Here is a 24,122-nt window from a genome sequence, read left to right on the forward strand (position 1 = left end):
CGGGGCCATCCGGGGGATTTTTCTTGTACGCCACAAGCATCCCCCCAGTGGGTGCAGACGTGTTGGAAAGACCTCCGGACCTGTTTAGCCTGAGGCATGCGACTCGCCGCCCTCCTGCTCTCAGCGCTCGTCCTCCAGGCCGGCGCGTTCAACGACCAGGGGATTGCGGACATCCGGGCCGCCCTGGCCCGCGCCATCGAGGACAAGGTCACCCCCGGGGCGGTGTACTGGTGCGGCCACGGCAGTGAAGACCGCCACTGGGCCCAGGGCCACCGGGCGGTCGTGCCAGCCGCCGAGCCGATGACCGAGGACACGATCTTCGATGTGGCCTCGCTCACCAAGGTGGTGGCGACGCTCCCCTCGGTCATGCTGCTGGTGGAGCGCGGGAAGGTCGACGTCGACGCTCCGGTGCGAACCTACCTGCCCGAGTTCCACCATCCGGAGATCACGGTGAAGCACCTGCTCACCCATACCTCCGGGCTGCCCCCGGGCCTCCCCAAGGATGAAGTCCATCCGGACTGGCACGGGTATGAAGAGGGGATCCGCCGGGCCTGCGCCTGTGCGCCCGACCTGCCCCCAGGGCTCGTGGTCCGTTACAGCGACCTGAACTTCATCCTGCTCGGGGAGATCGTCCACCGCGTCAGCGGCCATCGCCTGGACGCGTTTGCGGAGCGGGAGGTGTTCTCGCCGCTCGGCATGCGGTCGACCCGCTTCAGGCCGGAGGCCGGACGGGTGGACCGCATCGCCCCCACCGAACGCGACCAGGACGGCACCATGCTCCGCGGGGTGGTTCACGACCCCACCGCCCGGCGCATGGGTGGAGTCGCGGGCCATGCGGGCCTGTTCACCACGGCCGCGGATCTCGCCAAGTACGCCCGGTTCATGCTGCACGGAGGACCGGTGCTGCAGCGGAAGACGCTCCAGGCCATGCAGCGCGTGCAGACTCCGGCCACGGTCTACGACCGCCGCGGCCTTGGCTGGGACATCGACTCGGCCTACAGCCGGCCCCGGGGGAGCCTGTTCGAGTTGGGGTCCTTCGGGCACACGGGCTTCACCGGCACCGCGATCTGGATGGATCCTGCCACCGACAGCTTCTTCATCCTGCTCACCACCCGCTTGCACCCCGACGGCAAGGGGGATGCGAAGCCACTCTATTCCGAAATCGGCACGCTCACCGCCAAGGCCATCGGCCTCACGGCCCGGAAGGACTCCGGATGCTTCGCCCGGGCCCCGCAGGAGGTCCCGACCGTCCTCAACGGCATTGATGTCCTGAAACGCCAGAAGTTCGCGGCCCTTCAGGGTCTGCGTGTGGGCCTGGTCACCAACCGCACCGGCATCGACAACGAGCGGAACGCCACCATCGACCTGCTCCGGGAGGCTCCCGGAGTGCGGCTCGTGAGGCTGTTCAGCCCCGAACATGGCATCCGGGGCGAGCTCGACCAGGAGGGGATCCCGGATGCCCTCGACACGCGGACGGGCCTTCCGGTCATCAGCCTCTACAAGGGCAGCCAGCGCGCTCCTTCGTCCGAAGACCTCGCCGACCTCGATGCGCTCGTCTTCGACGTCCAGGACATCGGCTGCCGGTTCTACACCTACATTGCGACGCTCAAGGGCTGCCTGGAAGCCGCGGCGAAGTCCGGGAAGGCGTTCATCCTCCTGGATCGCGTCAACCCCATCGGTGGCGCCCTGGTCGAGGGACCGGCCCTGCCCTCGGACTTGTCGTTCACCGCCTGCCATCCCATCGCCCTCCGCCACGGCATGACCGTGGGCGAGCTCGCCCGGATGTTCAATGCCGAGCTCAGCCTCCACGCCCGCCTGCGCGTCATCGAACTCCAGGGCTGGCGACGGCGGCAGTGGTTCGACGCCACGGCTCTGCCCTGGGAAAGCCCCTCACCGAACATGCGCACCCTGAATGCCGCCGCGCTGTATCCCGGCATCGGGCTGCTGGAACGGGCCATCAGCGTCGGGCGGGGCACGGGAACGCCCTTCGAGGTCGTCGGCGCGCCCTACATCAACGACCGCGTCCTCGCATCCGAGCTGACCAAGCTCGGTCTCCCGGGGGTGCGGTTCATCCCCGAGCGGTTCACCCCCACCACCAGTCGCTTCAAGGGAGAGGCGTGCGGCGGGGTCCGCCTCGTCCTCGTCGATCGCGAGGCCCTGCGGCCGGTCGAGCTGGGCCTGGCCATCGCCCTCACCTTGCACCGGCTCTACGGGGAGGCCTTCGACCTCCAGCGCTTCGACGACCTGCTGAAGGACGACGCGACCCTGGGCCTGATCCGGTCCGGCAAGGGCTGGAAGGAGATCGTGGCCAGCTGGGAACCCTCCCGGACCGGCTTCCTGAAGCGCCGCCAGCCGTTCCTTCTGTACGAGCCCTGAGCCATGGGCCCCCTGACCATCCGACTCCTGGCCTCCGACGCCGAGGCCGAAGCCTGCGCCGCCCTCCTGGCCTCCTCTGAGCCCTGGGTGACCCTCCGTCGGGACTATGACACCCTGCTCCCGTTCGTCCGGGATCCGAGCCGGGAGCGCTATGTCGCCTATCAGGATGGGCGCCTGGCCGGGCTGGTCTTCCTCAACCTCCAAGGGGCCTTCGTCGGCTATCTCCAGACGATCTGCGTCGCGCCGGACTTCCGGAATGCGGGCATCGGCTCCGCCCTGATCGCCTTCGCGGAAGAGCGGATCTTCCGCGACCACGCCAACGTCTTCCTGTGCGTGTCGTCCTTCAACCAGGCCGCCCGCAGGCTCTACGAGCGCCTGGGCTACACCGTCGTCGGAGAGCTGACCGACTACATCCTCCCCGGACAGTCGGAACTCCTGCTGCGGAAGTCCCGCGGCCCCCTCGACCCGCCCCGGCCTGCGGCCACCTGAACGGTCAGGGGGGCGGTACCGTCCCCAGCAGCTTCGACTCGAGGTTGAACAGGATCCGCCGGTCCAGGTCATCCAGCTCACCTGACTCGATGTGGTGGTAGTGCAGGTGGAAGGCCCGGGCCGTGGCGACGGGATCCTTGGTCGAGTATCCGATCACCTTCAGGGCCATCCAGGGGTCGAACCCGGCGGGGGGGTCCGCCAGAGTCTCGTCGGGCCAGAGGCCGAAGCCACGATCCGCCAGCTGCTTCCAGGGGAAGAAGCCGTTGGGATCCTGCTTCCGGACCGGATCCACGTCTGCATGCCCCGTGATCTGGGTGCGGGGGATGCCGTAGCGGCGGGTCAGATCCTCCAGCAACACCAGCAGCGCGTCGATCTGGGGCTGGGGAAAGGGCTCGAAACCGTTGTTGACGAGCTCGATGCCGATGGAGAGCGAGTTCAGGTCATGGTAGGGGCCCCAGCTGCCCCCGCCCGCGTGGTAGGCCCGGTGGTCGTCCGACACCAGCTGGGCCAGCCGCCCGTCCTTGCCGATCAGGTAGTGGGAGCTCACGGGTCCCCCGCTGTTCTGGGTCTGCAGGACCTTGAGCGCACCGTCGAAGGTGTCCTCCACCGTGTGGTGGATGACCACCATCTGGGGGCGGCGCGCATTGTAGTTGGGCGAAGGGGCCCATTCCGCCAGGCTGTTCCGGGGGGGGTGGCAGGCGGAGGCCAGCAGGAGCAGGGCCGCCCCTAGTAGGAGGCGGCCGAGGGAGGTCCGATCGGATCTGATGGCCATGGCTACTTGCGGGTGGCGGGCGCCGTGGTGGTGTTCCGGAAGAGCTCGGAGATCCGGCCTCGCTTGCGGATGACGCGAACGGCATCGCCATTCACCATCAGCTCGGCGGGAAGCGGACGGGCGTTGTACTCGCTCGCCATGGAGAAACCGTAGGCGCCGGCATCGAGGATCACGAGCAGGTCTCCGGACTGCGCCCGGGGCAGGAGGCGCCCCTCGGCGAGGATGTCGCCGGTCTCGCAGACATCACCCGCGATGTCCACCTTGACGGGGTCCTGGGTCTTCCCGATCACGCGCACCCGGTGGTAGGCCTGGTACATGGCGGGACGCATGAGCGTGTTGAAGCCCGCATCCACGTTCACGAAGGTCTTCAGCGGGGTCTCCTTGACGGTGTTCACGCGGATCACCAGGAACCCGGACCCGCCCACGAAGAACCGGCCCGGCTCGAGCCAGAGCGTCGGCTCGTAGCCGGCCGCGGCCACGCCCTCCTTCCAGACCGGCTCCAGGGCCTTGGCGAGGTCCTCCGGCGACATCACCGCCTGGCCGTCCTGGTAGGGGATGCCCAGCCCGCCGCCCAGATCAACGAACCCGAGCTTGATCCCGAGCTTGTCCTTCAGGTCTTTGACCAGTCCCAGCATCTTGCGGGCGGTCAGCAGGTACCCATCCGTCTCGGTGATCTGGGAGCCGATATGACAGTGGGCGCCTTCGATGCGGATCTCCGGCATGGTCAGGGCCTTCTCATAGGCCTTGAAGGCGATGCCGCCCTGGAGGTGCAGGCCGAACTTCGATTCGGCGATGCCGGTGTTGATCTGGTGGATGGTGTGGGGATCCACGCCGGGATTGATCCGGAAGGAGATCCGCGCCTGTTTCTTCTGGCGGCGCGCCTCGGCCTGGACCAGGCCCAGCTCGTCGAGCGAATCCACGTTCAGGACACTGCCCAGCTGGATGGCGCGGCGGATCTCCTCCGGCCCCTTGGAGGAGGAGGTGAACATGATGTCGCCGCCGGCATAACCCACCCGCAGCGCCGTCTCGATCTCGCCCCGGGACACGACCTCGGCGCCGAGCCCCTGGGAGCGGAGCAGCCCGATGACCGCGGGGTTGGTGTTGGCCTTCAGGGCGTACAGGATCCGCAGTTTGGAGAAGCGGGGCGCGAAGGCGGACTTCAGGGCGGCAACCTGGCCGAGGATGTGGCCCTGGTCATACACGTAGAGGGGAGTCCCGTACGCATCGGCCAGCCGATGGAACGCCCCGGCCACGCCGGGATCCCCGGCCCGATCCGCCCGCGCGGCCATCAGGGCCTCGTGGAGCGTGGGCTTGGCGACCTGGGCATGGAGGCCCGGAAGGGACAGGAGGAGGGCCAGACTCAGTCGGCGGATGGACACGAAGAACTCCAGGCAGAAGGGGGAACGGATCCCGGAAGGGGGCGGAACGGGAAGGGGCGGGCCTGACGGCTCAGCGGGAGATCGGGCGGAGTTCGGGCGGCAGGTGCCAGGCGGCCCGCACCGCCTCGAGGGCCGGCTCCGGCACCTGGAGGAGCAGGGGATTCCGGGCTGGATCCATCCAGCGGAGCAGGGCCAGCAGGTCGTCCACCGCGAGCGCCGTGCAACCGGCGGTGCCGCCTCCAGGGGGCGGCGCCACATGGAGGAAGATGCAGCTGCCAGCCGATTTGCGGGGGCGCAGGTCGTTGTAGTGGATCACCACCATGTAGCGGTAGTGCTCGGTGTCGAGGCGGAGGTGCTCGGCGGAGCGCCAGGTCACCGGCGCCTCCGGGGAGGCCGTGCGCACCAGGCGGCCGTACTCGACATCCTCCGAATCATCGACACAGCGATCGCATTCGGTGGACATGCGGTAGGCGAACCGCACACCTTCGGGAGGCGCCGGAGCGTAGCCCCACATGTCGCCGAAGGTCAGGAGGCCCGCCGGGGAGCGGCCATCCCCCTCCCGCTTCACCGGGCCCGGGGCCGGCGGCGGGGGGGCGCCGTCGTCGCTCCGCCAGGCCAGGCCGGAGTGCCCGATCCACACGGACAGGGGACCGCCCACGGGCACGAAGGTCCCCCCGCGGCGCTCGAACCGCTGGAGGCTCCCCCTCGCTCCGTCCCAGCCCGGCGTGGTGACCAGCAGGACCTGCCCCGCCCCGGCGATCTCCGCGGACCGGTCGAGGATCGCCTCGAAGGGCAGGTTCATGATCGGGTAGTCGGAGCTGGAGGCATGGTCGAAGTGCCACCACTCCTCCTTCAGGACCTTGAATCCCTCCGCCTCCATGGCGGCGCGGAGCACCTCCCGGTGGCGCCGGGCCTCCGCATCGCCCCCGGAATAATCGGCGTGGGACCGCTGGGACATCTCGTCATAGTCGCTCGGCATGCTGCTCGGCTGCCCGGTGGCGAGATCGACCAGGTCCACATCCACGGCGCAGCCGCGGTTGTGGACGGAGCCCTTGGCCGGGTCGGCGACGTAGGCCCGGTCCGCAGGGGCCGTCACCTCCCAGAAGACCTTGGTGACCCACCAGGGCCGGTAGGCATCGTGAATCCGCAGCGCATAGCCGGCCGGCCTGAGGGCGCGGTTCGCCCGCACTAGCGCTTCCGCCACCGGGCGCTGGAGGAAGGCCCGGGCCTCGGCATACACCGGGGCGTGGAGGAAGTTGTCCCTGGTGGCGTAGCCGATGGCCAGGCGGAGCGTCGGGTCGAGGGTGGTGAGCTCCACCAGATCCGGCGCGCACCGGGCCTGGGGGAACGCGGGCGGCACCGCCGTCCTGGCTTCCGCGATCACCTGATCCAGGGGGCGGACCGCGTGCTCCCCGGCCGGAGGACGCTGGGCCCAGGCGGCCGAGATGGCGGCCAGGGCCAGGAACAAGCCTGTGAGGATCGGTTTCGGCATGGAGATCAACTCGAGGAGGCGTGGTCGTGGTGGACCCGGCGGTTCAGGGCGGAAGTGACTTCGTAGGGGATCGTCGACAGGAGCCGGGCGGTGTTCCGGACGGAATGCGGTTCCTCCGGGTTCCGGCTCAGGAGGGTCATGCGATCGCCGGGACGGATGAGGACGGTATCGGGAAGGGCCACCGTGAGCTGGTCCATGGAGACCTTGCCCACCACGGGGTAGGTGCGGCCCCGGAAACCCACCACGGCGCGGTTGGACAGGGCGCGGGGATAGCCATCCGCGTACCCGCAGTTCAGCGTGGCAAGCGCCAGCGGCCGGGGTGCCACATAGGTGCTGCCGTACCCCACGGTGGTTCCGGCGGGGATGCGCACGGCCCGGGTGACTTCCGCGGTGAGCTCCAGGATCGGCTTCAGACCGGCCGCCTCGCTTTCTCCGAGGTCCGACAGCCCGTACAGGGCGATCCCGCACCGCGCGTGGGTGTCGCCACCCGTCAGGCCACGGAGGTAGCCCGCGCTGTTGGCGTGGTGGATCATGGGCGGGGTGAGGCCCGCATCCCGAAGCTGGGCGAGCGCCCCCTCGAAACGCCGGCGCTGGATGCCTGCGAACCGGAGGTCAGGCTCGTCCGAGGCTGAGAAGTGGCCCATGACGCCGCGGATCCGTCCCTGCAGGTGGTGGATGGCATCCAGGCAGGCCCCCAGGTCGTCCAGCAGGATGCCCGACCTCCCCATGCCGGTATCCAGGTTGAGGTGCAGACCGAACGCGGCCCTGGGCTGCCACGCGGCAAGCTCCCGGAGGTAGTCCGCGGAGACCACCGCCAGGTCCAGGTGGTTCGCCTCCGCCACCGGAAACTGCTCCGGCCTGAGGCTGCCGAACACGAGGATCGGAGCCAGGAGGCCGTCCTCCCTGAGGTCAAGCGCCTCCTGGAGGGTGGCCACGCAGAATCCCTCCGCGCCCGCGGACACGAGGGCCCGCGCGACCGGAGCCGCCCCGTGGCCATAGGCATTCGCCTTGACGACCGGAAGGATCCCCACGCCTCCGGACACGCGGCGCAGGTGCTGGAAGTTCCGGACCAGCTGCCGAAGATCCACGTGGGCGGTGAGGGTCCGCCCCTCCTGAATGCTTTGGGCCGGCGAGGCCACCGATGAACTGTCGGGAGACATGACAGCAAGGATAGCTGAATCGGTTGGGAGCGACAGGCCGATCCCGACCGGCTTTGCGGCCGGAGCTCTTCCAGGCCGACCCCCTCCCGGTGATGATGTCCAAAGCCGTCAGACACCAGGTGGGTCCGCCCCCCAGATGGAGTGCCCATGAAGATCGGACTTCGCGCATCCAGCCTCGGTCTGCTGGCCCTGGCCCCGGTCTGCCTCTCCGCCCAGCCCCCCAGCGCCCAGGCCGCTCCCGCCAAGCCCCGCCTCCAGCCCAGGCTCTGGACGCGCATGAGCGAGGACATCACCAAGATCGCCGACGAAGTAGACGGACGCGTGGGGGTATTCATCCGGAGCCTCGAGACCGGAGACACCTTCTCCCTGCACGGCGAGGAGGTCTTTCCCGCGGCCAGCACGATCAAGCTTGCGCTGCTGCTGGAACTGTACCGACGGCCCGAGGAGGGACAGGAGCGGGTTCCACGGGCCAGGCTCTCGGACGAGTATCTGCTCCAGCCCAGGGACCTGGCGGAGGACAGCGCCATCCTGGGCAACCTGACGCCGGGCACCCGGCTGACCAACCGGGACCTGGCCCTCTTCACGGTGGTTGTCAGCGACAACAGTGCCACCAACATCCTCATCGACCGGCTGGGCATGGCGCGCGTGAACGCCACCCTGGAAAGGCTCGGCCTGAAGAACACGCACCTGCGCCGGAAGATGATGGACCTCCAGGCGGCCCGCGAGGGCCGGGAGAACCTCACCACGCCCAGGGAGTTGGCCGACCTCCTCGGGGCGATCCAGCGCGGGCCGGATTTGGCACCGGAGGCCCGGGCCGACTTGATGCGCCTCCTGCGAACGCCCAAGGATGGGTTCCTGACCCGCCTCCTGCCGGAGGCTCTGCCGGTGGCCAACAAGCCCGGGGTCCTCCCCGGCGTCCGGAACGATGTGGGTCTCGTGCTCCTGAAGGATCGCCCCTTCCTGATCGCGGTGATGACCTCCCACCTGCGGGACGAGCGGCAGGGCGAAGCCGCCATCGCACGCATCGCCCTGCGGGCGGCGGCCTGCTTCGAGATGGATGCGGCCACCTCGCCCGAGGGCCGGGTCCTCGGTCCCCTTCTGGTCCACTGAACCATCTGCGATGATGGGATCCTCCCGCCCCAGCCCGCATCCCTGAGGTCCTTCCATGAATTCCGTCTTTCTCCGTGGCTTGCTCACCGGCCTGGTGGCCCTGGCCGCCGCCCTGCCCGGTTGGGGCAAGGCCCCGGCCGCGTATGTGGTCCTCCGGCCCGTCATCAACTTCCACTCAGGCCCCCAGGAGGACCGGGACGTGGTGTCCCAGGCGGTGCTCGGCGCCCGGCTGGTGGAGCTCGACCACCAGGATGGCTGGATCAAGGTCAAGGGCGAGGACGACTACCCCGGCTGGGTCCAGGCCTCAACCCTCCGCCCCCTGGTGGAGGACGAGCGCTATCCGGCCTCGCTGGAACCCGGCAAGGCCGTGGAGATCGATGCCCTCGGGGCGAACCTCTACCTCGAACCCGATGTGACGAAGCACGCACCCGTGCTGACCGCCCCCTATGGTGTCCGCCTCGAGCGGATCAACGGCGGGAAGGACACCCAGCGCTGGCTCGAGGTGAGGCTGCCGGATCGGCGCGCCGCGTGGATCCAGAGCGGCGACGTGCGGACGGACCTCCAGCCGCTCAGCCTCGAGGCTTCGCTCGCCCTGGCCAAGCGCTTCCTCGGCATCACCTACACCTGGGGCGGCAGCTCGACCTTCGGCTTCGATTGTTCCGGCTTCACCCAGACCATCCTCCGGAGCCGGGGCGTGATCATGCCCCGGGACGCCAACATCCAGGCGGAATGGCCCGGGCTGGTGGCGGTGACCTTCCGGACCCAGCTCCAGCCCGGCGACCTGCTCTTCTTCGGGAAGGACGCCGCCCACATCACCCACACCGGGATGTACCTGGGCAAGGGGGCCTTCATCCACGACACGCCGAAGGATCGGCCGGGCATCCAGATTTCCGGCTTGGGCGATCCCTACTGGTCCAAACTCCTGGTGGCCATGCGGAGGTTGAAATGAATCGACGGGAACTGCTGCAGACCCTGGCCGCGGCCACCGCGGGCACCGCCCTGCTGGGCCGTGAATCCCAGGAGGGCCCGGGAGCCGTTCCGCCCGCCAAGGGTGGAACCACCTTCACCACCCAGGTGCGCCGGCTTCAGCTGAAGCACCAGTGGACCACCACCATGTCCTCCAGCGCCTACCGGGACACCCTCCACTCGCAGTATGTGCGGGACGGCGTCACCGGCTACGGGGAAGGCGCGGGCATCGTCCGCTACAACCAGAGCGCCGCCGATGGCCAGAAGGCGCTGGAGGCGGTGCAGGGACTCATCACCTCGGCCAACCCCTGGTGCTTCGAGAAGCTCTGGTCTGAGCTCGACCGCCGGCTTCCGGGCCAGCGGGCCGCGCTGGCCGCCGTGGACCTGGCCGTGATGGACTGGATCGGCAAGCGGCTGGGCGTCCCGCTCTACCGCTACCTCGGCCTGGACCCGGCGGATGCCGCCATCTCCACCATGTCCATCGGCATCGACACGCCGGAGATCACCCGCCAGAAGATCCGGGAGGCCGAGGCCTTCCCCTTCCTCAAGATCAAGGTCGGCCTGACCTCGGACGAGGCCACCCTCGACGCGGTCCGCAGCGTCACCAAGAAGCCCCTGCGGGTGGATGCCAACGAAGGCTGGACGAGCAAGGAGGAGGCCGTCCGCAAGATCAACTGGCTGGAGACCCAGGGCGTGCAGTTCATCGAGCAGCCCCTCCCGGCCCACATGCTCGAAGAGACCCGCTGGGTCCGCAGCCGCGTGCACATGCCCATCTTCGCCGACGAAGCCTGCCACCGGGCCGACGAGATCCCCAAGCTCCGGGAGGCCTACGACGGCATCGTCGTCAAGCTGGACAAGGCCGGCGGCATCCTGGAGGCCTACCGCCAGATCACCGTGGCGAAGGCCCTGGGCATGAAGACCATGATCGGCTGCATGGTGTCCAGTTCCTGCACCATCACCGCTGCGGCGCACCTGTCCCCGCTGGTGGACTACGCCGATCTCGACGGTCCCCTCCTGATCGCGAACGACCCCTTCACCGGCGTCACCTTCGAGAAGGGGAAACTCATCCTTCCGGACGCCCCGGGCCTGGGCATCCGTCCCGTGGCCGGCACGAAGGCCTGAGCCCCCGAACCCCCTTCTGAAAGCGGGATGCGCATGACTCCGGGAATCTTCCTGAAACGCCTGTTCCTCTGCCTGGCCCTCTGCCTGCCGCTGCCGGCGCAGGCCCTCGAGCGCTTCCTGGACGGCCCCCGGCCCGCCGGGGATGGCGCCCGCCTCGTCGTCTTCAATCCGACGGTCTACAACATCCGCTGCCTCGCGACCCTGCGCAGCAAGGGGATCCTGGATGTCCCCAATCTCACGGTCATCGGCGTCTACCACGTCCGGCAGAAGGAGGATTTCGAGGCATCCCGGGCCTTCATCCGTGAGAACCACCTGGATTGGTTCCGGCTTCACGCCGTCTCCGCCGAGATCACCGAACCGGTCCTCTTCCGGAAGAACGCCTGCACGCCCGAGTTCGAGGCCATCGTCCAGAAGTCCGATGGCCTGATCTTCTTCGGCGGATCAGACATCCCGGCCTCCATCTTCCACCAGAAGACGAACCTCCTGTCCGAGGTGGAGGATCCGTTCCGGAACTACCTCGAGCTCTCGGCCATCTTCCACCTGCTGGGGGGCTCCCAGAACCCGGGCAGCACGCCCCTCCTCGCCGCCCGGCCGGCCTTCCCCGTCCTGGGCATCTGCCTCGGCTTCCAGAGCCTGAATGTGGGCACCGGCGGCACGCTCATCCAGGACATCTGGACCGGCATCTACAAGAAGGGCAACGTCGAGGATGTCCTCGCCCTGGGCCCTGAGCAGTGGCACAACAACCCCTACCGCCGCCTCCATCCGCTCGACAAGCTCATGCCCTACAACTTCCATTCCCTCCAGCTGAAGGGGAAGGGCAAATTCGTCCAGGAGATGGGCTTCCAGCGCACGGATCATCCCCGGGTGCTCAGTTCCCACCACCAGGCTCTGGGCAAGCTCGGGAGCGGGTGGATCGCCATCGCCACCTCGCGGGACGGCAAAGTGGTCGAGGCCATCGAACACCAGCGCTTCCCCCATGTCCTGGGGGTCCAGTTCCACCCCGAGCACATGCTTTTGTTCGACACGGAAGCCAAGTTCCGGCAGAAGCCCGAGGACACCCCGATCAGCTACCAGGCCATCCTCGCGGGAACACCCCCGAGCCTGGCATTCAACAAGGCCATCTGGACCTGGTTCGGCGCCAGGCTCACGGAGAGCCGGCCCCACTGATTCCGATCGATCGACCGCGACCGCGGGCGCCGCTGTCCTACTTGGGCGCCGAAACCTGCGGCGCCAGGGTGCCTAGGTCTTCTTCGGTCACCGCTGGCACAGGATCATTCGGGAACATGGTGTGCGCCAGCTCCCGTGTGACCGCCCCGTTCCGACCGCTGATGGTGATGGTCGCGCGGGCCGACGCCACCAGCTCCCGGAGCTGGTCGGCCCCGATGGGCACCTCGCGCCGATGCCCCTTCAGGCGTTCTTCGGCCATCCTCCTGAAGATCGTGGCCATCAGCTGGCCCTGGGAGATGTAGGCCGTGTCCCGGTGGCCAGGCAGCTGGACCGCCATCTCGGCATGGATGTCGGCATCGAAGATCGGGAAGTGCGTGCAGAAGTAGCCCACCACATCGGCTCCGCCCGCTTTCGCCAACCGGGGCACCAGCAGGCCCAGGTCGCGGCGCACGGCCTCCCGCTTGGCCTTCGGGTCCGCGCCATGCTCGATGAGCTCGACCCAGTTGGCCGGCGCCAGCTGGTGGATCTCGATGCGGCGGCCGTCGGGAAGGGCGATGGCACTCGTCTGGACCAGGCTGTCGATGGTGGCGCCGTGGGTCCGGTACCAGCGCGGCTGTGTGAAGGCCTTGGGTGCCTCTTCGGCCAGGGGGAGGCCATACAGGGCGGCGAGCTGCCTCGGGTACACCATGCTCCGCACGGTCGCCGGGGTCGCCATGATGACGAAGGTCGCGGTCGCCTGGTGCGACAGGGCCTGATCCAGCAGCCGCTTCGCCTCGCCGGCGGAGACGTCGATGATCGAGATGACCGGCTTGCTCTGGCCGGGGTAGGCTTCCTCCACGGCGCGCCGGATCCGGGCGTATTGAGTCGAGGCCGTGTTGCAGGCGATGAACACCATGTCCGCCCCCTGCTCGAAGGCCTTCAGGACGCCGGCACTTCCCAGCGTGGCGATCTGCCCGGGGGTCTTCTCCCCATAGGGCAGGTTCTTGGTGTCGCCGTAATGGTGGATGGTGATGGTGGTGTCGTAGTCCCGGAGGAGCGAGGCCGCGGTGCCTTCGATGCTCTTGGCCGTGAGATACCCGCCGAAGCCGGAATCGAAGGTCGCCACATGGATCGCCTCGGGAGGCGGGGTGGCGCCGAGGCGGGGGGCCGCGAAGGACCCCAAGGCAAGCAGGGCCGAGGCGGCCCAGGCCAGGGGGCGGCGGAGGAGCCCCGAAGCCATGCCGCGGCGCCCGATCGGTCTTCTCTCCATCCATCTCATGGGTCACTCCCTGGCCCGTGGGCCGGCTTCTTCAGGATCGGCGGTCCACCGCGGGTGAGGTCACCCGGGAGGCAGCAGGCTGAGTTGGGCGGAGCTCAGGCGCCTGGGCCGGCGGGGCGGTCAGGACCTCCAGGATCGCAGCCGTCTCGGCATCGGGCGTCCCGTCATAGCGGGCGGGGCGGTGCTTCATCTGGAAGACGGAAAGGATCCGCCGGGTGACCGGATCGAGCTGGCCGTCCTGCGGCGGGGCGAAGCCATGCGCGAGCAGCTTCGCCTGGAACCAGGCCACATCGGGCAGCGCCGCTTCATAGCCCTTGCGGGCGGCCTCCACCTTGGCCGCGTCAGGCCAGACGATGAGCCCCTCGTCGGCGAGGCGCTTCCAGGGGAAGGTCGGCCCCGGATCCACCTTGCGCATCGGCGCGATGTCGCTGTGGCCGAGCACGCGGTCGGGGCGGATGGCGTGCCGGGCGACGATGTCCTTGACGAGGGCGATCACCGTGTCGATCTGTTCCTTCGGATACTCGTGGTATTCGATCCCGTTCGGGCCCTGGGTGTCGCCCAGGTTCTGGATCTCGATGCCGATGGAGGCTGCGTTGAGCTGGGTCTGCCCTTTCCAGGAACTCTGCCCGGCGTGGTAGGCCCGCTGGCCCTCGTCCACCAGCTGGAAGACCCGGACCGGCTTGTCCTGCACGAGGTAGTGGCTGCTCACGGGGCCCTCCGTGAGGATCTTGAGCGATTCGTCCCAGGTGCCGCCGGTGAAGTGCAGGATGAGGAACTGCGCGCGGCTGTCCTGGCTCTTGGCCCGGTAGGCGTGGTCGATGGAGGGGCCCCGGACGCAGCCCACGGCGGTGAGGAGGGTGACGAGGCCGAGCAGGACTTGTCTCATGATTCGGAATCCTTCGGGAAAGGGATGGCGGGACGGGTCACGGCGCGGAGGGCCAGGCGCGCAGCGGCGTGCTCGCCGCGGGAGGCGCGCAGGTCGAAGGGGGTTCCGGCCGGCAGCTGCCCACGCATGGCCTCGGAAATGAGCGGATGCAGCGTGGCGGCCCGGCCGCTGAGCGCCACGGGGCGGGGACCGAAGCGGGTGATCAGGGTTCGGGCGAGCCGGGCGAGTTCGAGTCCCGCCCGGCTCAGGATGGCCCGGGCTTCCGGATCGCGATCGGCGGCCTTCGCCACGGCCAGGGCGAGGCGACCCACATCCCCGCGGCTGCCGCCGTACACATACTGCCGGGTGTGGTCCCAGTCGGTCCCGCCCACGAGGTCGAACAGCTCCCGGGCCAGGGCCGAATCGCGCCAGGTGCCCGGCCGCTCGTCCTCGGCGCGCCAGACGTGGCGCAGCGCCTCCCGGGCGATCCAGAAGCCGCCGCCGGCGTCGTCGATGATGACGCCGTGGCCACCGGCGCGGTGCAGCGTGCCCTGGGCATCGACAAAGGCGGCGATGGAGCCCGTGCCGGCATAGACCATGTAGCCCTCGTCCGGCCTGAAGAGATCCAGGTAGGCCGTCTCGACATCGCTGCCGACCGTGACGGCCTGGTCCGGCAGATCGAGCGCGGCTGCGATGAGCCGGAGGAGTTCCTCATTCGTGTCGCCGGACCCGGTCAGGCCCGCATGCACCCGGACGGGCCGGCCCGCGGCCAGGACTGCGCCCCCAAGGGCCTTCAGGGTCTCGACGAGCTGGGTCCGGCCCGGCCCATGGAGGTCGACGGCGGAGAACCCGCGCACATGACCTTCCGCCGCGGCCTCTCCCGAGGGCCCCATGAGCGCCCAGCGGGTCTCGGTGCCCCCGGCATCGATGCCGAGAACGAGTAAGCCCGTCGATGCTTCAGCGTCCTGTTGCATACCGGTCCTCATCCTTCACTTCCGCTGATCCATGATGGCCGCGGCCGGGCTTTCCAGGCCCGTCGGCCCCACCGAAAAAGCGCGGACGGACTCCAGCGGTTGACCGCCGGACCGGGCGGGAAGGGCTCCGCCTCCGGCCGGCAGCGTGAAGAACCGCCAGGCCTCGCCGTACCGGCCCCAGAGGGCCAGGAGGCGGGCATCCCCCCCGCCCGTCCAGGCCACCCGGACTTCCGTGGCGCCCGCCTTCGCCCCTTGCAACCAGACCGAGGGCGGAGGAGGAGTGCTGCCTCCGAGCCATTCCGCCGTGGGAACCAGGGCCGGGCCGGCGTAGAGCTCCGTGAGGCGGTCCGCGATCCCGCCGGCGTTCGATCGCAGGGCCGCCATGCTGAAGTGGGCATGCCCTGGCACGCCGCCCCGGGACCGGGTCAGGCGGATCTGCTCGATGATCTCCGCCGCCGGCCACGGCTCGGGCGCGACCGTGCGGCTCGTGAACAGACCCGGCCACACCGGCCGGCCTTTGGGATTCTGCGCCCGCCAGGTGTCGAGCAGGGTGCCGAAGGGCTGGCCGGCCGCCTCCCGCTTCCAGTAGAGCTGGGGCATGAGGTAGTCCACCCACCCCCGCTCGAGCCACACTTCGGCATGCGCGTAGAGCTCGTCGTACTGGCTGAAGCCGTTGACGCCGGGGGGGCGGCGATCGGGCCGGCCGAGGCCGAAGGGGCTCACGCCGACCCGCGCGTACGGTTTCTCGCGATGGACCTCGCGGTAGACCCGCTCCAGGAACCGGTCGACGTTCTGCCGCCGCCAGTCGGCGCGGGAAATCGTCCCGCCGCTCTCCCGGAAGGCGCGCCACGAGGGGTCGTCCGGGAAATCCACCGCCTGCCCCGCGTCGTTCTTGACCGGGTACGGATAGAAATAGTCGTCGATGTGCACGCCGTCCACATCGTAGCGATGGACAACATCGAGGATGACGGCGACGACATGGTCCACCGCCCCGGGCTCCCCGGGATCCAGCCAGAGCTGGTCACCGTAGCTCCGGACCAGATCGGGGCGGGCGCGGGACAGGTGGTTGGGCGCGGAGGCCGATCGGGCTGAGCTGGCCCGCACCCGGAAGGGGTTGAACCAGGCGTGCAGCTCGAGGCCCGCGCGATGGGCTTCCTCGATCCAGAAGGCCAGCGGGTCGTAGAAGGGCTCGGGGGGCCTGCCCTGGGTCCCGGTCAGGAACTCGGACCAGGGCTCGAGCGGGGAGGCATAGAGGGCATCGGCGGAAGGCCGGACCTGCAGGATGAGCGCGTTGAGCCCGATGGCCCGGGCCTTGGCGATGATGTCGCGGACCTCGGCCTGCTGGGCCTCGACGGGTTCCTGGCGCCGACTGGGCCAGTCGATGTTCGCCACCGTGGCCACCCAGGCCGCGCGGAACTCCCGTGGGGCCGGGGGCGGATTCGCGGGGGACCGCCGTCCATCAGGCACCACCCGGGTCAGGCAGCCCACGAACAGCAGCAGGACGCAGGGGCCCAGGGCGCGGAGCCGGCTCAGACTTTGACGAACCACTTCTTCCTCCACATCCCCCAGGCGACCCCGTACATCGCCAGGTTGAACAGCAGCGCGAAGGCGAGCGAAGCGTTCTCGGGGGAGATCGGCAGCCTGGCGAGGGCCTCGAAGGCCCGCTCCTTCAGGGACACCGGCCCGGCGGAGCCGGCAATCGTCACGGTCTGCAGCACCCGGGCGACCACCCCCGAGCAGACGAACAGGAACAGGGCATTCATCCCATAGATGGTGAGCGGGAGGCAGACCCGCCTGGCCGCATCGCGCACCGCGGCCGGAGCCTCGTCCAGGGCGGCGTGGAACGCGGCCAGGAAGAGGCAGGCCCAGCCCGAGGTGTAGAGCACGTAGGAGGGCGTCCAGAGGTTCTTGTTGATCGGAATGAAATACGCCCCTAGGCCGGCGCCGAGGCCGAGCAGCGCCAAGCCGGCCAGGAGGAGCCCATGGGACCTGGGCCTCCGCCCCGGCGAGGCGAGGAACCACCCCGCCAGGGCCCCGGAGAGCAGGCTGGCCGTGGCCGTCAGGGTCCCCACGAGGCCCTCCGGATCCCAGGTCCGGGCCCTGGCCCAGAGATGGCCCCCGAGCAGCAGGCGGTCCAGCCAGGCTCCGAAATCCTGGCCCGGTTCGAGGCGGCCGGCGGCGAGGAGGCCATCGGCCCCGCGGACGGGCACCCAGAGCATCAGGACCAGGTACAGCCCGAAGCAGCCGAGGGCCGCGGCCAGGGCGGCCCGCCACCGGCCCCAGAGGACGACGGGCGCGCCCAGCACGACGGTGAGGGCGATCCGCTGGAGCACCCCGGGGACGCGCAGCGTGGACAGATGGAAGGCCGGGATCAGGTTGAGCACCAGTCCGATCCCGAAGATGATGGCCGCCCGCCGGAGGATGCCGCGGAAGATCGCGGGGCGGTCGCTGCCCGCACGGGCCTTGGCGCCGAGCGAGATCGTCATGGCGAGCCCGGCCGCGAAGAGGAAGAAGGGGAAGATCAGATCGGTGAACGTGCAGCCGTTCCACTCGGCGTGCTCGAGCGGCCCGTAGACGTGCTTCCAGCTGCCGGGGTTGTTCACCAGCACCATGCCGGCGATCGCGAACCCGCGGAAGGCGTCCAGGGAGGCCAGTCGCCGGGAGCCGGTCATGGCTGTTCCCTCCGGCCGAAGGCGGGGTCGATGCGCAGAAAGGCCGTGAGGAGGATCGAGGGCAGCGTCGCGCAGCACACCCAGATGAAGAAGTTCAGATAGCCCAGCCGCTCCTGGATCCAGCCGCTCGCCATGCCCGGCAGCATCATGCCCATGGCCATGAAGCCGGTGGCGATGGCGTAGTGGGCCGTCCGGTGGGGTCCTTCGGCGATCATGACCATGAACATGATGTAGGCCGTGAAGCCGAAGCCGTAGCCGAACTGCTCGAGGGCGATGGCTGTGGCCACGGTGGCCAGTCCGCCGGGCCGGAAGAGGGCGAGGTAGACGAAGGCCAGGTTGGGGATGTGGACGGCCACGGTCATGGGCCACAGCCACCGCCGGAGCCCCATCCGCGAGATGACATACCCGCCCACGAGCCCGCCGGCCGTGAGGAAGACCACGCCGACCGTCCCGTAGGCCAGCCCCACCTGCGCGGTGGTCATGCCGAGGCCGCCCTTCGCCGCCGGATCCAGCAGGAAGGGGGTCACCATCTTGATGGCCTGGGCCTCGCCCAGACGGAAGGTGAGCAGGAACCCCAGCACGAGGAGGATGTCCCGGCGCGCGAAGAAGCTCCGGAAGGTGGCCACGGATCCGGAGAGGAGGCCCGTCTTCTCGCCACTGGGGCCATCCAGACTCGGCCGCGGAAGCACCAGGCGATGCCAGGCGAAGGCACCGAGGAAGAAGAGGCCGAGGGCCGCGAACACGGTCATCCAGGCGCGCCTGGGGTCGCCGGATCGTTCACTCAGCTTGCCGGCGAGGAAGACCAGTCCGCCCTGCCCCGCGATCATCGCGGCCCGATAGAAGGCGCTGCGGAGGCCCACGAAGGCCGCCTGCTGCTTCTCGGGAAGCGCCAGCAGGTAGAACCCGTCCGCCGCGATGTCGTGGGTGGCGGACGCGAAGGCCACGATCCAGAACATGGCGAGGGTGAGCCGGAAGAAGGAGGGGGCCGGGATCGTGAGGGCCAGCAGGGCGAACCCCACGCCCATCGCCCCCTGGAGGAGGACGATCCAGGCGCGCTTGGTGCCCAGCAGGTCCACGACGGGCGACCAGAGGGGCTTGATCACCCACGGCAGGTACAGCCAGCTCGTGTAGAGGGCGATGGCCGTGTTGGGGATGCCCATGTTCTTGTAGAACACCACCGACAGGACCATCACGGTGACGTAGGGGAGCCCCTCGGCAAAGTACAGGGAGGGGACCCACGCCCAGGGGGACTGGGGCCGCTGTGCGGCCGGTGGCGGGGCCAGGTCCGGCACGCTCAGTCCCTCAGCGCGGCGCGCACGCTGCCCTGGACGGCCGAGAGACGCTCCCGGGCCTGGTCGGGCGGAAGGCCCTTCAGGAGCGAGACGATCGCGGGCTTCACCTGCGCATCACAGGCCTCGAAGGCTTCCCGGGCCCGGACCTCGTCCGCGCCCGTGGCCAAGGCCACCAGGCGGATCGCGCGGCGCACCAGCTTCGCGTTGGTGGGACGCACGTCGACCATGAGGTTGCCGAAGACCTTGTGCAGCTTCACCATCACGGCCGACGAGAAGGTGTTCAGGGCGATCTTCTGCGAGGTGCCGGCCTTCAGGCGCGTGCTGCCGGAGATGACCTCCGGGCCGGTATCGAGGGTGATGCCGACCTCCGCCCCTGCCGTCAGGGGGGCCTCCGGATTGTTCGCGATGCCGATGGTGAGGGCTCCGGCGGACCGGGCGGCCGCGAGGGCGCCCAGGGTGTACGGGGTGGCCCCGGAAGCTGCGAGCAGGATCACCACGTCGTGCGGCCCGGGCTTGAGGGCCAGAAGGTCCTGCGCGCCCCACTCCTGGTCATCCTCGGCCCCTTCGACGGCCTGGTAGATGGCCGGCGGGCCGCCTGCCAGGATCGCGATGGAGCGGTCGTGGGGCCAGGAGAAGGTCGGGTTCAGCTCCACGCTGTCGAGCAGGCCCAGTCGGCCGGAAGTCCCCGCCCCCACGTAGATGAGACGGCCGCCCTGCTCGAGCCGGGGGACCGCGGCGTCCACCGCCTGCGTGAGCTGCGCGGCGGCGTTCCGGACCGCGCGGGCCGCCACGGCCTGGTCGTCGACGAGCACCTCGACGAGCCGACCGGTCTCGTATTCATCCAGGTGCTCATGCCCTGGGAAGGGCTGTTCGGTGCGAGGGGGCAGCATGGCGTTCATCGTGTCCTTGTGACTTTCGAGAGGTGCTGCGGATGGTCTGGGTCGAAGCCCCGGGCCCGGGAGAGGGCCTCGACCATGGGGTAGAAGCTCTGGATCGCGGTCACCGTGTCGAGTTCCGGATGCGGGGCGGGCACCAGCGGGAGCATGGTCCCGGGCGTGTCGGGCGGGGCGGCGAGCAGCACGCGCGCGCCCTTGGCCCGGAAATCGTCGGCCAGGGCGATCAGGCCGGCCTGGGCCGGCCCCCGCGGAGCGAAGATCAGGAGCGGAAACCCTGCCTCCACGATGGCCATGGGGCCGTGCCGGACCTCGGCGCCCGAGAAGGCCTCCGCCTGGATCCCACAGGTCTCCTTTAGCTTGAGGGCCGCCTCCTGGGCAATGGCCAGGCCGGTGCCCCTCCCCAGGATGAACAGCCGGTCCACAGGGGTCAGCGCCTGGACACCCGCTGTCCAGTCGGCCGAGGCGGCGTGTTCGAGGGCCCGGGGCAGTTGGGCGAGGCCCTCCGTGAACTCCGGATCCTGCTCCCAGGCGGCCACGATCCGGGCCCCGGCCACGAGCTGGCCGATGAACGACTTCGTGGCGGCCACGCTCCGCTCCTCGCCAGCATGCAGGGGGAAGACCCGCGAGGCTTCCCGGGCCAGGGGCGAATCGGCGGCATTCACCAGGGCCACCGTGGTTGCCCCGTTCTTGGTGAAGTAGCGCATGGGGTCGACCAGATCCGGGCTCTGCCCGGATTGGGAGAAGGCCATCACGAGCAGGCCGGGCCGGGCCAGGTTCGCGTGGTAGAGCGTCACGAGCGACATGGGCAGCGAGGTCACGAGCTTCCCGAGGCGCGCCATGATGAGGTAGCCCGTATGCTGGGCCGCGTGGTCCGAGCTGCCCCGCGCGAGGGTGAGGATCCCCGTCGGGGGGTTCAGCCGGAGGAAATCGCCGAAGGTCCGGTACTCCTCCAACCCGGAGGCCAGGAGGCGCGCCACCGCGGCGGGCGCCTCGCGCGTTTCATCGAGCATCCGGGTCACGCCAGACTCCTTCCAGGAGAACGCCCTGGAGCGACAGGTCGCCGTCCAGCACCACGGCGTCGGCCATGGCGCCTGGGACCAGACGTCCGCGATCCGACAGGCCGAGGTGATCCGCGGCGTTCGTGGAGAGGCACCGCGCGGCTTCGGCCAGGCTCAGGCCGAGGCCGTCCACCAGGTTGCGCAGGGCCTGATCCATGGTGAGCGCCGACCCCGCCAGCGTGCCGTCCGGCAGGCGGACACCGCCGAGGCACTTCACCACCTTGTGGCGGCCCAGCCGGTACTCGCCATCGGGCATGCCCGCGGCCGAGGTCGAGTCGGTCACGCAGTACAGACGGGGGATGGCGCGCTTCGCGGCGAGGATCGCTCCGGGATGGACGTGCAGCAGGTCCGGGATGATCTCCGCGTACTCCGCCCACGCGAGGGCGGCCCCCACCACGCCCGGGTTGCGGTGGTGCAGGCCGGGCATGGCATTGAACAGGTGCGTGAAGCTGCTGGCGCCATGATGGAGGGCTTCGACGGCCTCCTCGTAGGAGCCCTCCGTATGGCCGATCTGGACGCGGATGCCCTCGGCCAGCAGCTCGCGGAAGGCCCGCAGGTTGGCCGGGATCTCCGGCGCGAGGGTGACGAGGCGGATCGGCGCGAGGGCGTGGAGGCGCCGAAGCTCAGCCAGGTCGATGGGGCGGGCATGGTCCGGCTGCGCCCCGAGGCGTTCCCGGTTGATGTAGGGGCCTTCCAGGTGGACGCCCAGGATGCGTGCGCCGTTCGAGGGCCGGACCTGGACATGGGGAGCCAGCCCCCGGAAGGCGGCCTCCAGATCCTCCCAGGGCGCCGTCATGGTGGTGGCGGCGATGGCCGTGGTGCCGTGACCGGCGTGGAACTGCGCCACCCGGGCGGCGGCGCCCCCGCCATCCATCACGTCGTGCCCGCCGCCGCCGTGCACGTGCAGGTCGATGAAGCCCGGAAGGATGATGGGAAGCGCTCCCTTCCTCGCGGCCGCTTCCTCGACGGGCGCACCCACCACCTGGATGATCCGGCCGTCCGGACCGATCTCCAGCGCCCCTGACCGGAAGCCCTGGGGCGTGAGCACCACACCTTCGAGGCGCATCACGCCGGCCTCTGGGGCTGGTCGTCCCGCGGCTGGGGTTCCCGCTGCCCTCGGGCGCGGAGGACGGCCCCGGTCATAGCGGAAATGGATGGGGCGAGGGCGGAGAACATTTGAAAAAACCTTACCGGCGTTCCAACCCTTTGGCGAGCGGCATTCCAGATTCTCGCGGCGTATGCGGCGATCCTTCTCCTGGCCTCATCCACTCCCCTCGCACGGGGATCCGGATGACTTGCGGGGAACAAGTCGGCAGCTGGAAGGCCCGCAAGGCCGAGGCTCCTTGACCCTGGCCCAGCCCCCTGTGCCACCATCCATCCATTGCCACAAGGATGCTCCTCATGGGTTTTGCGCCTCTGGACCTTGCGATCGTCATCGTGTACCTCCTGGGCGTGACCGTGGCAGGCATCCTCATCTCGGGCCGCCAGCGATCCTCGCGGGACTACTTCCTGGGCGGGAAGGAGATGTCCTGGTGGGCCGTCGGCTTCTCCATCGTGGCCAGCGAAACGAGCACCTTGACCTTCATCAGCATTCCCGGGCTGGCCTTCAAGGGGAACATGACCTTCCTCCAGCTGGTCGTGGGCTACTTCATCGGCCGCCTGATCGTGAGCATCGTGTTCATCCCCGCGTACTACCGTGGCGACCTGGAGACGGCCTACGACTTCCTCGGGAAGCGCTTCGGGCTCCCCATGCGGCGCTTCACGTCCACCGTGTTCATCGTCACCCGCGTGCTCGCCTCCGGGGTCCGCCTGTTCGCCACCGCGATCCCGGTGCACCTCATCACCGGGCTCGACTATCCGGCAAGCATCCTGCTCATCGGCGGGTTCACCCTCGCCTACACCTACCTCGGCGGCCTGAAGGCCGTCGTCGCCATGGACGTGGTCCAGCTCTTCATCTACCTCGGGGGTGCCGTGGCGTCGATGGTGCTCATCCTCCACCGCCTGCCCCATGGGTGGGCCGACGTGGTCGCCTTCGCCACCTCGAATGGCCAGGACAAGTTCGCCTTCATCCATGGCCACACCGGCGGCTCCCTCTACGCCTTCCTCGCGGCGCCCTACACCCTGCTGGGCGGCCTGATCGGAGGGACCTTCCTCACCATGGCCTCCCACGGCACGGACCAGCTGCTCGTGCAGCGGCTCCTGGGCTGCCGGACCCGCTGGGACAGCCAGCGGGCCCTCATGCTCGACGCCTCGTTCATCCTGCTCCAGTTCGGTTTCTTCCTCGTGCTGGGTCTGTGCCTGTATGCCTTCTACGGTGGCGTGACCACCCAGCAGCTCGGGCTCGCCACCTCGGACGAGGTCTTTCCGAAGTTCATCGTCGAGAACCTGCCGACCGGGATGGCGGGTCTGGTGGTCGCGGGCGTGCTCGCCTCCGCCATGGGAACCCTCTCTTCTTCGATCAGTTCGCTGGCCTCCTCGACCTACCTGGACCTCTTCAAGCTCACGCCGCGCGGGCGCACCCTGGACGAACGGGGCGAGATCCGCTGGTCGCGGATCTTCACGCTGGTGTGGGGCGTCCTGCTCATGGCCGGCGCGATGCTCTTCACCGATACGAAGAACCCGGTCGTCGAGCTGGGCCTGAAGATCGCCTCGCTGACCTACGGCGGACTGCTCGGGACGTTCTTCCTCGGGCTGTTCTTCAGCCGGACCTCTCAGCGGGACGCGATGATCGGGTTCACCGGCGGGCTGCTGGCCATGGTGGCCGTTCTCGCCTTCACGAGAATCGACTTCACCTGGCACACCCTGATCGGCTGCGCGGTGACGATCCTGCTGGGGAACGGCAGCTGTCTGCTGCGCGGAGGCTTCGGCGGTCCTCCCACCACCAGGCACACTGATAACAAATATTAATACAATTATTGTTTTTACTAATATGCAGATTTGTCCCCATTCGATGTCCGGGCATCGGGCGTTATCTCAAGTCGTCCCTATCGTCATTGTCTTTACATCTTGATAAGACCCATTGGCTATTCCCGATCATGGCGGGCCTGACCGTTGATCAACGCAATCGATATTTA

General features: G+C 69.2%; 20 protein-coding genes. 7 read left to right on the forward strand and 13 right to left on the reverse strand.

What is annotated here, in order from left to right; all coding sequences use genetic code 11:
• The first annotated feature begins 96 nt into the window (after positions 1–96).
• Both MLE43_RS04195 and MLE43_RS04200 read left to right on the forward strand, forming a co-directional pair.
• Positions 97–2,376, forward strand: coding sequence for an exo-beta-N-acetylmuramidase NamZ domain-containing protein (locus MLE43_RS04195; protein WP_243302215.1), 2,280 nt, complete (start codon positions 97–99; stop codon positions 2,374–2,376).
• A gap of 3 nt (positions 2,377–2,379) precedes the next feature.
• Positions 2,380–2,865, forward strand: coding sequence for a GNAT family N-acetyltransferase (locus MLE43_RS04200; protein ID WP_243302216.1), 486 nt, complete (start codon positions 2,380–2,382; stop codon positions 2,863–2,865).
• A gap of 4 nt (positions 2,866–2,869) precedes the next feature.
• Here MLE43_RS04200 and MLE43_RS04205 read toward each other — a convergent pair whose 3' ends face one another.
• From MLE43_RS04205 to alr, 4 genes are all read right to left on the reverse strand, one after another.
• The gene (locus MLE43_RS04205; protein WP_243302217.1) at positions 2,870–3,637 is read right to left on the reverse strand and encodes an N-acetylmuramoyl-L-alanine amidase; all 768 of its coding nucleotides are present in this window, start codon (positions 3,635–3,637) and stop codon (positions 2,870–2,872) included.
• Between the two features lie 2 nt (positions 3,638–3,639).
• Positions 3,640–5,016: a diaminopimelate decarboxylase gene (gene lysA / locus MLE43_RS04210; protein ID WP_243302218.1), complete on the reverse strand. Its 1,377-nt coding sequence runs from the start codon at positions 5,014–5,016 to the stop codon at positions 3,640–3,642.
• 70 nt (positions 5,017–5,086) lie between these two features.
• Positions 5,087–6,508: a M15 family metallopeptidase gene (locus MLE43_RS04215; protein ID WP_243302219.1), complete on the reverse strand. Its 1,422-nt coding sequence runs from the start codon at positions 6,506–6,508 to the stop codon at positions 5,087–5,089.
• A 5-nt stretch (positions 6,509–6,513) separates the two neighbouring features.
• Positions 6,514–7,596, reverse strand: coding sequence for an alanine racemase (gene alr, locus MLE43_RS04220; RefSeq protein WP_243302220.1), 1,083 nt, complete (start codon positions 7,594–7,596; stop codon positions 6,514–6,516).
• Between the two features lie 219 nt (positions 7,597–7,815).
• Between alr and MLE43_RS04225 the strand changes: the two genes are divergently transcribed.
• The 4 genes from MLE43_RS04225 to MLE43_RS04240 are packed head-to-tail and all read left to right on the forward strand — an operon-like array spanning position 7,816 to position 12,033.
• Positions 7,816–8,778, forward strand: a complete 963-nt coding sequence (locus MLE43_RS04225) for a serine hydrolase (RefSeq protein ID WP_243302221.1) — start codon at positions 7,816–7,818, stop codon at positions 8,776–8,778.
• A gap of 55 nt (positions 8,779–8,833) precedes the next feature.
• Complete coding sequence (locus tag MLE43_RS04230) at positions 8,834–9,727, forward strand: C40 family peptidase (protein ID WP_243302222.1); 894 nt, start codon at positions 8,834–8,836, stop codon at positions 9,725–9,727.
• On the forward strand, positions 9,724–10,866 hold the full coding sequence (locus tag MLE43_RS04235) for a dipeptide epimerase (protein WP_243302223.1): 1,143 nt from the start codon (positions 9,724–9,726) through the stop codon (positions 10,864–10,866). The genes MLE43_RS04230 and MLE43_RS04235 overlap by 4 nt, the downstream gene beginning before the upstream one ends.
• A 33-nt stretch (positions 10,867–10,899) precedes the next feature.
• Entirely contained in the window at positions 10,900–12,033 is a 1,134-nt protein-coding gene (locus tag MLE43_RS04240) for a gamma-glutamyl-gamma-aminobutyrate hydrolase family protein (protein ID WP_243302224.1), read from the forward strand.
• Positions 12,034–12,070: 37 nt separating this feature from the next.
• On the opposite strand, the gene MLE43_RS04245 is transcribed toward MLE43_RS04240, so the two are convergent.
• The 9 genes from MLE43_RS04245 to nagA are packed head-to-tail and all read right to left on the reverse strand — an operon-like array spanning position 12,071 to position 22,114.
• Positions 12,071–13,291 (reverse strand): aspartate/glutamate racemase family protein, encoded by a 1,221-nt coding sequence (locus MLE43_RS04245; RefSeq protein WP_243302225.1) that lies wholly within the window; start codon positions 13,289–13,291, stop codon positions 12,071–12,073.
• A 31-nt stretch (positions 13,292–13,322) separates the two neighbouring features.
• Positions 13,323–14,177 (reverse strand): N-acetylmuramoyl-L-alanine amidase, encoded by an 855-nt coding sequence (locus MLE43_RS04250; RefSeq protein ID WP_243302226.1) that lies wholly within the window; start codon positions 14,175–14,177, stop codon positions 13,323–13,325.
• Positions 14,174–15,130, reverse strand: a complete 957-nt coding sequence (locus MLE43_RS04255; protein ID WP_243302227.1) for an N-acetylglucosamine kinase — start codon at positions 15,128–15,130, stop codon at positions 14,174–14,176. Before MLE43_RS04255 ends, MLE43_RS04250 begins: the two co-directional genes overlap by 4 nt.
• 15 nt (positions 15,131–15,145) lie before the next feature.
• On the reverse strand, positions 15,146–16,678 hold the full coding sequence (locus MLE43_RS04260; protein ID WP_243302228.1) for a glycoside hydrolase family 10-like protein: 1,533 nt from the start codon (positions 16,676–16,678) through the stop codon (positions 15,146–15,148).
• Complete coding sequence (locus tag MLE43_RS04265) at positions 16,660–17,802, reverse strand: acyltransferase family protein (RefSeq protein WP_243302229.1); 1,143 nt, start codon at positions 17,800–17,802, stop codon at positions 16,660–16,662. Before MLE43_RS04265 ends, MLE43_RS04260 begins: the two co-directional genes overlap by 19 nt.
• Positions 17,799–19,100, reverse strand: coding sequence for an MFS transporter (locus MLE43_RS04270; RefSeq protein WP_420843163.1), 1,302 nt, complete (start codon positions 19,098–19,100; stop codon positions 17,799–17,801). Before MLE43_RS04270 ends, MLE43_RS04265 begins: the two co-directional genes overlap by 4 nt.
• A complete protein-coding gene (locus MLE43_RS04275) occupies positions 19,097–19,984 on the reverse strand; it encodes an N-acetylmuramic acid 6-phosphate etherase (protein WP_243302231.1) in 888 nt (295 codons plus the stop codon). The genes MLE43_RS04270 and MLE43_RS04275 overlap by 4 nt, the downstream gene beginning before the upstream one ends.
• A 5-nt stretch (positions 19,985–19,989) precedes the next feature.
• Entirely contained in the window at positions 19,990–21,000 is a 1,011-nt protein-coding gene (locus MLE43_RS04280; protein WP_243302328.1) for an SIS domain-containing protein, read from the reverse strand.
• Entirely contained in the window at positions 20,990–22,114 is a 1,125-nt protein-coding gene (nagA, locus tag MLE43_RS04285) for an N-acetylglucosamine-6-phosphate deacetylase (protein WP_243302329.1), read from the reverse strand. Before nagA ends, MLE43_RS04280 begins: the two co-directional genes overlap by 11 nt.
• Positions 22,115–22,449: 335 nt before the next feature.
• On the opposite strand from nagA, the gene MLE43_RS04290 reads away from it, so the two are divergent.
• Positions 22,450–23,955 (forward strand): sodium:solute symporter, encoded by a 1,506-nt coding sequence (locus tag MLE43_RS04290; protein ID WP_243302232.1) that lies wholly within the window; start codon positions 22,450–22,452, stop codon positions 23,953–23,955.
• Positions 23,956–24,122: the final 167 nt, after the last annotated feature.

Origin of the sequence: Geothrix oryzisoli, from assembly GCF_022808865.1 — a bacterium.
Lineage (GTDB): Bacteria > Acidobacteriota > Holophagae > Holophagales > Holophagaceae > Geothrix > Geothrix oryzisoli.

Bases quoted from the DNA above. Each gene is read 5' to 3' on its own strand.
- MLE43_RS04235 (WP_243302223.1), top strand. From the start codon at position 9,724: ATGAATCGACGGGAACTGCTGCAGACCCTGGCCGCGGCCACCGCGGGC.
- MLE43_RS04245 (WP_243302225.1), bottom strand. From the start codon at position 13,291: ATGAGATGGATGGAGAGAAGACCGATCGGGCGCCGCGGCATGGCTTCG.
- MLE43_RS04195 (WP_243302215.1), top strand. From the start codon at position 97: ATGCGACTCGCCGCCCTCCTGCTCTCAGCGCTCGTCCTCCAGGCCGGC.
- MLE43_RS04280 (WP_243302328.1), bottom strand. From the start codon at position 21,000: ATGCTCGATGAAACGCGCGAGGCGCCCGCCGCGGTGGCGCGCCTCCTG.
- MLE43_RS04205 (WP_243302217.1), bottom strand. From the start codon at position 3,637: ATGGCCATCAGATCCGATCGGACCTCCCTCGGCCGCCTCCTACTAGGG.
- MLE43_RS04255 (WP_243302227.1), bottom strand. From the start codon at position 15,130: ATGCAACAGGACGCTGAAGCATCGACGGGCTTACTCGTTCTCGGCATC.
- MLE43_RS04215 (WP_243302219.1), bottom strand. From the start codon at position 6,508: ATGCCGAAACCGATCCTCACAGGCTTGTTCCTGGCCCTGGCCGCCATC.
- MLE43_RS04275 (WP_243302231.1), bottom strand. From the start codon at position 19,984: ATGCTGCCCCCTCGCACCGAACAGCCCTTCCCAGGGCATGAGCACCTG.
- MLE43_RS04200 (WP_243302216.1), top strand. From the start codon at position 2,380: ATGGGCCCCCTGACCATCCGACTCCTGGCCTCCGACGCCGAGGCCGAA.
- MLE43_RS04230 (WP_243302222.1), top strand. From the start codon at position 8,834: ATGAATTCCGTCTTTCTCCGTGGCTTGCTCACCGGCCTGGTGGCCCTG.
- MLE43_RS04240 (WP_243302224.1), top strand. From the start codon at position 10,900: ATGACTCCGGGAATCTTCCTGAAACGCCTGTTCCTCTGCCTGGCCCTC.
- MLE43_RS04225 (WP_243302221.1), top strand. From the start codon at position 7,816: ATGAAGATCGGACTTCGCGCATCCAGCCTCGGTCTGCTGGCCCTGGCC.
- MLE43_RS04250 (WP_243302226.1), bottom strand. From the start codon at position 14,177: ATGAGACAAGTCCTGCTCGGCCTCGTCACCCTCCTCACCGCCGTGGGC.
- MLE43_RS04265 (WP_243302229.1), bottom strand. From the start codon at position 17,802: ATGACCGGCTCCCGGCGACTGGCCTCCCTGGACGCCTTCCGCGGGTTC.
- MLE43_RS04290 (WP_243302232.1), top strand. From the start codon at position 22,450: ATGGGTTTTGCGCCTCTGGACCTTGCGATCGTCATCGTGTACCTCCTG.
- nagA (WP_243302329.1), bottom strand. From the start codon at position 22,114: ATGCGCCTCGAAGGTGTGGTGCTCACGCCCCAGGGCTTCCGGTCAGGG.